The organism is Cytobacillus sp. IB215665 (genome assembly GCF_033963835.1).
Classification (GTDB): Bacteria; Bacillota; Bacilli; order Bacillales; family SM2101; genus Nanhaiella.
Window position 1 is genome coordinate 93,837 of the sequence record NZ_JAXBME010000018.1, and the last position, 6,000, is coordinate 99,836.

Annotated in this window: 7 protein-coding genes; 4 read left to right on the forward strand and 3 right to left on the reverse strand. The window is 31.1% G+C overall.

The window, feature by feature from the left end:
• Positions 1-133 precede the first annotated feature (133 nt).
• Positions 134-529 carry a hypothetical protein gene (locus tag SLH52_RS18775; protein WP_320210788.1) on the forward strand — a complete coding sequence of 132 codons (396 nt, stop codon included), beginning with the start codon at positions 134-136 and terminating at the stop codon, positions 527-529.
• A gap of 154 nt (positions 530-683) precedes the next feature.
• On the opposite strand, the gene SLH52_RS18780 is transcribed toward SLH52_RS18775, so the two are convergent.
• Positions 684-827: a hypothetical protein gene (locus tag SLH52_RS18780; protein WP_320210789.1), complete on the reverse strand. Its 144-nt coding sequence runs from the start codon at positions 825-827 to the stop codon at positions 684-686.
• Positions 828-1,486: 659 nt separating this feature from the next.
• Here SLH52_RS18780 and SLH52_RS18785 point away from each other — a divergent pair.
• Complete coding sequence (locus tag SLH52_RS18785) at positions 1,487-2,044, forward strand: thioredoxin domain-containing protein (protein ID WP_320210796.1); 558 nt, start codon at positions 1,487-1,489, stop codon at positions 2,042-2,044.
• Between the two features lie 12 nt (positions 2,045-2,056).
• Complete coding sequence (locus SLH52_RS18790; protein ID WP_320210797.1) at positions 2,057-2,479, forward strand: disulfide oxidoreductase; 423 nt, start codon at positions 2,057-2,059, stop codon at positions 2,477-2,479.
• 187 nt (positions 2,480-2,666) lie between these two features.
• Here the strand turns inward: SLH52_RS18790 and SLH52_RS18795 are convergent, their stop codons facing one another.
• A complete protein-coding gene (locus SLH52_RS18795) occupies positions 2,667-2,888 on the reverse strand; it encodes a hypothetical protein (protein WP_320210790.1) in 222 nt (73 codons plus the stop codon).
• A 178-nt stretch (positions 2,889-3,066) separates the two neighbouring features.
• On the opposite strand from SLH52_RS18795, the gene SLH52_RS18800 reads away from it, so the two are divergent.
• Positions 3,067-3,345 carry a hypothetical protein gene (locus tag SLH52_RS18800; RefSeq protein WP_320210791.1) on the forward strand — a complete coding sequence of 93 codons (279 nt, stop codon included), beginning with the start codon at positions 3,067-3,069 and terminating at the stop codon, positions 3,343-3,345.
• Between the two features lie 2,131 nt (positions 3,346-5,476).
• On the opposite strand, the gene SLH52_RS18805 is transcribed toward SLH52_RS18800, so the two are convergent.
• Positions 5,477-5,905: a pyridoxamine 5'-phosphate oxidase family protein gene (locus SLH52_RS18805; RefSeq protein WP_320210792.1), complete on the reverse strand. Its 429-nt coding sequence runs from the start codon at positions 5,903-5,905 to the stop codon at positions 5,477-5,479.
• Positions 5,906-6,000: the final 95 nt, after the last annotated feature.

The following is a 6,000-nucleotide window of genomic DNA, read 5'->3' on the forward strand; positions in this document are numbered from 1 at the left end:
TAGCTTACATGTAAAGATAAGATGATATTCATGTTAGTTCAAAAGTAGTAACTAACAGGGGTTGGTTTTTTTCATAGATTGGATAGATCTTATTTCCAATCCTTATATTCCATAAAAATGGAGGCAATAATTCATGAAAATAAAACAAATTATGGGAATGATTTTCATACTCTCTTTAAGTGCATATATTACAGGCTGCAGTGGGACTATAGACAAACTAGAGAAGGTAAATGAAACGATCGACCAACAAAATCTCTCGAAAGATCAGAAAAGACAAGCCATTGACTTAACTGAACAATATATTAAAGAGTTATTTCCTAATAAAACAATCAATGAGCATATGGATTATACGATAGGGATTGCAAGCACATTAGGAAGTGGTCCTTCTTTCGAAAATTCAGATGATATATCCATTAGTGCTATTTCCTCTAAAGATCCTAATGGAGCCATAGCTAATTATTCAGCTTTGGTTAATCTTGAGTTAAAACAAGTGACCATTTATATGATTGATGGTGAAGAAATAGAATAATTTATATTTTTTCGGGCTGGCTAAAATTATAAAAATATCTGGTGAATGAATTATTGTTTACTTTTCAAAGAAAAAAGAGTAACGCAAAAACAACCAACTTTTGTCGAATAATTTTTGCGTTACTTGCGTTTACTAAAAAACTATTTAGTTTTTATTAATACCAGTCACATGGTGTCTCAGTTTGACCACCACATGCTGTCGGAGCAGCATCAACACTTGTTGTGCCAAATTGACCTGCACCTACTAACAAACCCAATGACAATAATGATACCATAGTAGTTTTCTTAAGCTTATTCATTAACTTCACCCCTCTAAAAATAAGATTTTTTCACATACTTTGTTCTATGAGATATCAATGCTCTTTTTGATGATGATACCTCATATCCTTAAAGATTTAATATGAATTAATCATCTTGAAGATTAGGTTTTTCTAATCTATTCTTTCCCTTGTATCTTAAATCACTAGTCAGAATATTCTTAACGACTAGTGATAAGGCAATTCTACATAATTCGATAGAAGTTGTGAAATGATTGTTTTGTAGTGTCCATTAATTATTTTCATATTATAGAAGAGGCCGTACCCTTATTAGATTGTTATAAATCAACTTATTGAATTTTTTACCTTGTAGAAAACAACTATATGTATATGGATGAATTAAATCTATCAGGGCTATTCATAAAATTCATTTTACAGCCACTTAAGTAAAATGTTATAAAATATCTAACAATATAAAACCATATATAATAATTGTTATATATTCTTGGAATTATAAAATCTTTTTCAACTAGATATTTCTAATTGTAGAAACTATTAAATATATAGAAGAGGTGACATATGATAAAAAGTAACAATACATCGTCCAATATAAAACGATTTATGGGACTTCCGTTAATTGTGATAGGGTTGCTAGGGGTGATTATTTATTTTAATGATGAGAGCAATCATCCTATGTGAATATGACCTCACATCCACCTATTGAGACTCAACCCACTGTTGGGAAAGCTGATGCACCAGTTTCAATAGTTGAATTTGGTGATTTTAAATGTCCAGCTTGTAAATCGTGGGGAGAAAATATTTATCCGAAATTAAAGAAAGATTATATTGATAAAGGAGTTGTGAAATTATCCTATATTAATGTCCAATTTCATGGTGAAGAATCTACACTAGGTTCACTTGCAGCTGAGTCAGTTTACAGGCATGATTCCAATTCTTATTGGGATTTTCATAAGAAACTATACGGTGAACAACCTGGAGAAAATCATGATGGACAGTGGATTACTACAGAAAAGCTGCTTAAAGTTGCTATGGAGACAACAGACATTGATTTACAACAGTTAGAGAATGATATAAATGAAGAGTCAACTATCGAGGAAGTTAATCTGGCTGAAAGTCTAGTAAATGCATACCAAATACAAATGACTCCTACAATAATAATTAATAGTGTTTTGATAGAGAACCCATTTGACTACGAGAAAATTGTGACTATTATTGAAGAAGAGATTGAGGGGAATTAGACGGAAAATCAAATTAATAAGAAGGGCAACAAACGTTTATTTCTGTATTTCGCATGGATAGTGTCTTTGATAGCTACCAGTGGTAGCTTATATTTTAGTGAAATTAAAGACTTTGTACCATGTGAGCTGTGCTGGTATCAACGAATTTTAATGTATCCTTTGACACTTATTTTAGGAATTGCTACTTATCAAAGTGATATAGATGTTAAAAAGTTCGTGCTCCCAATGTCGTTTTTGGGGATTGTTATTTCTTTACTCCACTACATTGAGCAAAAAGTTCCTGGTTTTGGAGGAATAAAGCCTTGTGTTGATGGTGTTCCTTGTAGCAATGAATACATTAATTGGTTAGGGTTTATTACTATTCCATTCTTATCCTTAATAACCTTTATATTAATTACATTACTCCTATTATTTGGAATAAAAAGACAAAAATAATAAGACTTAGCAGGAAAGTATATTATTTTATCTTTTCCCACTAATTAAGAATCACACAATGGTGGGATTCTCAAAATGTTTGATTCAACCTTATTTCATATACCTATCTTTTTATATTGTGAAAAGTACTCCCTTTATCTTTTAGGACTTTGTAGTCGACCAAGTTGATTTTCATCACTATTTAAGTTTATTGTTTTGTTAGTTGTTTAACGAGATAATCAAAAAAATCATCTACCTCATCTTCGTGTATTTCCTCATCATCAATAGAAACATTCAACCATCTTTGACTCCAACGAATAAAATCAAATTTATATACATTCCCTATACCCCAAAATTGTAAAAAATCAAAAATAAAGGGATAATACATCTGATAACGGCTGGGGTAATTAGTGCATCTCCTCCAAACCATATGTTCACACCCCTCACCCAATTCCCTAACATATCGCTTTGTATGCAAAAAAAATTGAAATTTTCCCCCGAACTTTAATAAACATGACATATGTCATTCACAAAATAAAATCAATAGATTACAATAATTATTATCAGAAAAATAGAAACCATTTTATTTTAAGTAGGAGGAGAGCAAAATGTCTAAATTATTTTCTTTATTTTTAATTTCTTTAGTTAGTTCTTTAATTTTGGCAACAATTCTTCAGCTGGCCAAGACTAGAACTAATTTAATTCGCTTAATCTCGATGTCAATGTTTGTTTTGTCAGCATTCTTATTTTTGTTAATATATGGGTTAGAAAACTTCATTGAATTTAATCCTTACATATTATTAACAATCGCAATAGTTTTACTAATAACTGCTTTATTAAGCCTTATTTTCTACCAATTTATAAAGTTTAGAAATGCTAAAAGTTAGTTGATTCGAAACTAAAATAGACCGATAACATGTTAAATGTTAATTTTCCAAGTTCATTGATGTAATGGATTATCTTAAAACCTAATAACCTTATATTAATGCATATACATGAAATGAATGATATTAAAAGGGTGTGTCAGTTATTCTCCTGAAAAAACTCCACGAATTTAGCTTGATAGTATCGATTTTCAGGCTTTTTGGAGTTTGTTAGAAACAAATCATAAATACTAGGAACAAAATAACACATCATTTTTGACATACATTCTAAGCAAAAAAACTAGTAAGGAAATTGCTTAATTATTATTTTACTACAGCTGTTGGAGTTGATTTTAAGGCTCTTGTTTCTAACCCAATCGTCCGATACATATTTTGATGAAAGGGAATAGTATATACAATGTTTGTATTTGGTGTCATCATTTCTTGTATAGCACCAATCCCTATTCCATATATTGCTATTTTAATAATAGAAGTTATAAATTTGATGGGTCATATCTAGGTAAGTAGTTGATTTATCTAATTTTCTGCTACAAACATAGCAATTGACCCCCTTTGTCTTTCTCCCTCTGAAAGCAGTTCCTCCAATCCTATCCTTCAGCAAGATTTATGGGATTGCTGCTATCAACGCTTATAATAGAACTTCTTCTAACCACGGTTTAATCCAATTATGATATGGATATCTACCCTGCAAAAAAGGGTGTTCACAGTGTTGCTGCTGTAGACCGCAAAGCAATGTCTATAAGGGAGCATCTGATGAAAATAGGAGCAATAGATTGTATATCTCAATTAAAATTAAAAATATTATTTCAGCACTATCTTTTTTTGAATATAGATCAAGGACCTATATTCAAATTATGCAATAAATCTAGTATATAAAGCCTGATTTATAATAAATACTTATAGAATTAAAGCGCCAGTTAGCGGAGCTATTTTAAACTTTAGTACTTAGATTCATTCAACTATAATACTTCTCCATCTTTCTATGCTTTAAAAAGAAATAAATTCTCTATCATATATTCAACTGCTCTGTCGATATCGTTAGATTCTCGGTTGTCTGATTTGTAATATGGTGCAATTACATAATCCAATATATGTAGACCTCTTCCCAAATAATTTGATGTTCTTCCCCATACGGTTTCTGCTTAGGTTCGTGTACTAAATGAATCCCTTTTAGCGTCGGGCCAAGGATACAACAGCCTGCATTATATCCTCCATATAGAAAATCTCTTTTTTCTCTAAAATATTATTTAACAATTTCATCGAAACCACTTAACCTCATTGATTGCGCAAGAACAAAAGTATTGCCACCTTTTATCCGTATAAAATCTTATTGATCAAACTTTTCTTTCAATCCTTCGTGGTTACAAAATTACTTATTTAGGTCCAAAATATCCACTGTGAAACCTATTCTTTAAGATCTCGCTATGCTCTATTTCTGTTGGCAATGAATCATTATGTTAAGTATTGCTCCATTAAATTCGGTTAGTAGTCTAGCTTCAAAACAAAAAAACACATAGAGATCTTCAATGGAAAACCCATGTGTTATATTTACTTAATCTATGGAAATGTATCATTAAATTTAAGAAAGAAGATTTTTCCTGAATCAACACTGCAAAGAAACCTATAAATCAATTGTTTTAAAAAAACACGACATTACTTAATATTTTTGATCGAGCCACATCTTTTATACCGTCTAATGACTCGTGAGCTATTTATTGATAATTTGCCATATATACAACATAACTGCACCATAAACCTTTTTGACACGAAAATAAGAAGTCCTTCAAATTTCATAGTTCCAAACGTTTCTTACCTAACTTCAACGGAGAAGACGATTTACTAAGACGATTTACTCATGTCCTATCACCTGGTGACACTATATGCTAGTGCAATGAGAGAACGCAAACCTATAAATTGTCAATTAACCACAAACGTTCATTTAAATCTAAATTGGTTTGCCATGGCTACACATTACATTTCTGAATTAAAAGCTGTATATTTATTAGACAATTCTATCTTTAGCTTTGTTAAGAATATGGATTATTCCATATTTTCCATTTAAACTCTGAATCTATACATATGATTAAAAATTCAATTTATTTCTGTTGTTATCTATTCAAAGGATATTTTTCATCTAAACGTGAGCCATTTTTTGAATATACTCGTCTAATTTCCCTTGAGAAACCTTATTCTTTGTCCATTCACTTAATGTATTCCTATCGTTTACGTATTCCATTATGGGTATAGCAAAGCCACAACTAGTTTGAACAGCTTCTATATCGACGACAAAAACTTGTCTAGCTGACTCTGACAGGATATTAGGATAATAATCTTCCATCCATGTATAATATTGAGCTGTATATTTTTTTATAACTTTACCATATCCATATGCTCTTAAAATGGGAGGCTTTTGTTCAAAGCTACACCACATGAAAGTAATTCTTGGATTATCTTGTAAATGATTTGCTGTTTCGTTCCCACTACCCGCTAAATCCACATAAGAAATGGTTTGGTTATTGACAACCTTTAAAGAATCGTACCCTTTTGCTGTTGAACTACCCACCCCTTATCAGACCTTACGGTCATGATTGAAGTGGGGGATTCCTAAGTACGGAAACCTAACGGCTTCTAATTGATTAGGCTATCCCCGTAGTTCCT

Bases quoted from the DNA above. Each gene is read 5' to 3' on its own strand.
- SLH52_RS18775 (WP_320210788.1), top strand. From the start codon at position 134: ATGAAAATAAAACAAATTATGGGAATGATTTTCATACTCTCTTTAAGT.
- SLH52_RS18785 (WP_320210796.1), top strand. From the start codon at position 1,487: ATGACCTCACATCCACCTATTGAGACTCAACCCACTGTTGGGAAAGCT.
- SLH52_RS18800 (WP_320210791.1), top strand. From the start codon at position 3,067: ATGTCTAAATTATTTTCTTTATTTTTAATTTCTTTAGTTAGTTCTTTA.
- SLH52_RS18780 (WP_320210789.1), bottom strand. From the start codon at position 827: ATGAATAAGCTTAAGAAAACTACTATGGTATCATTATTGTCATTGGGT.
- SLH52_RS18795 (WP_320210790.1), bottom strand. From the start codon at position 2,888: ATGGTTTGGAGGAGATGCACTAATTACCCCAGCCGTTATCAGATGTAT.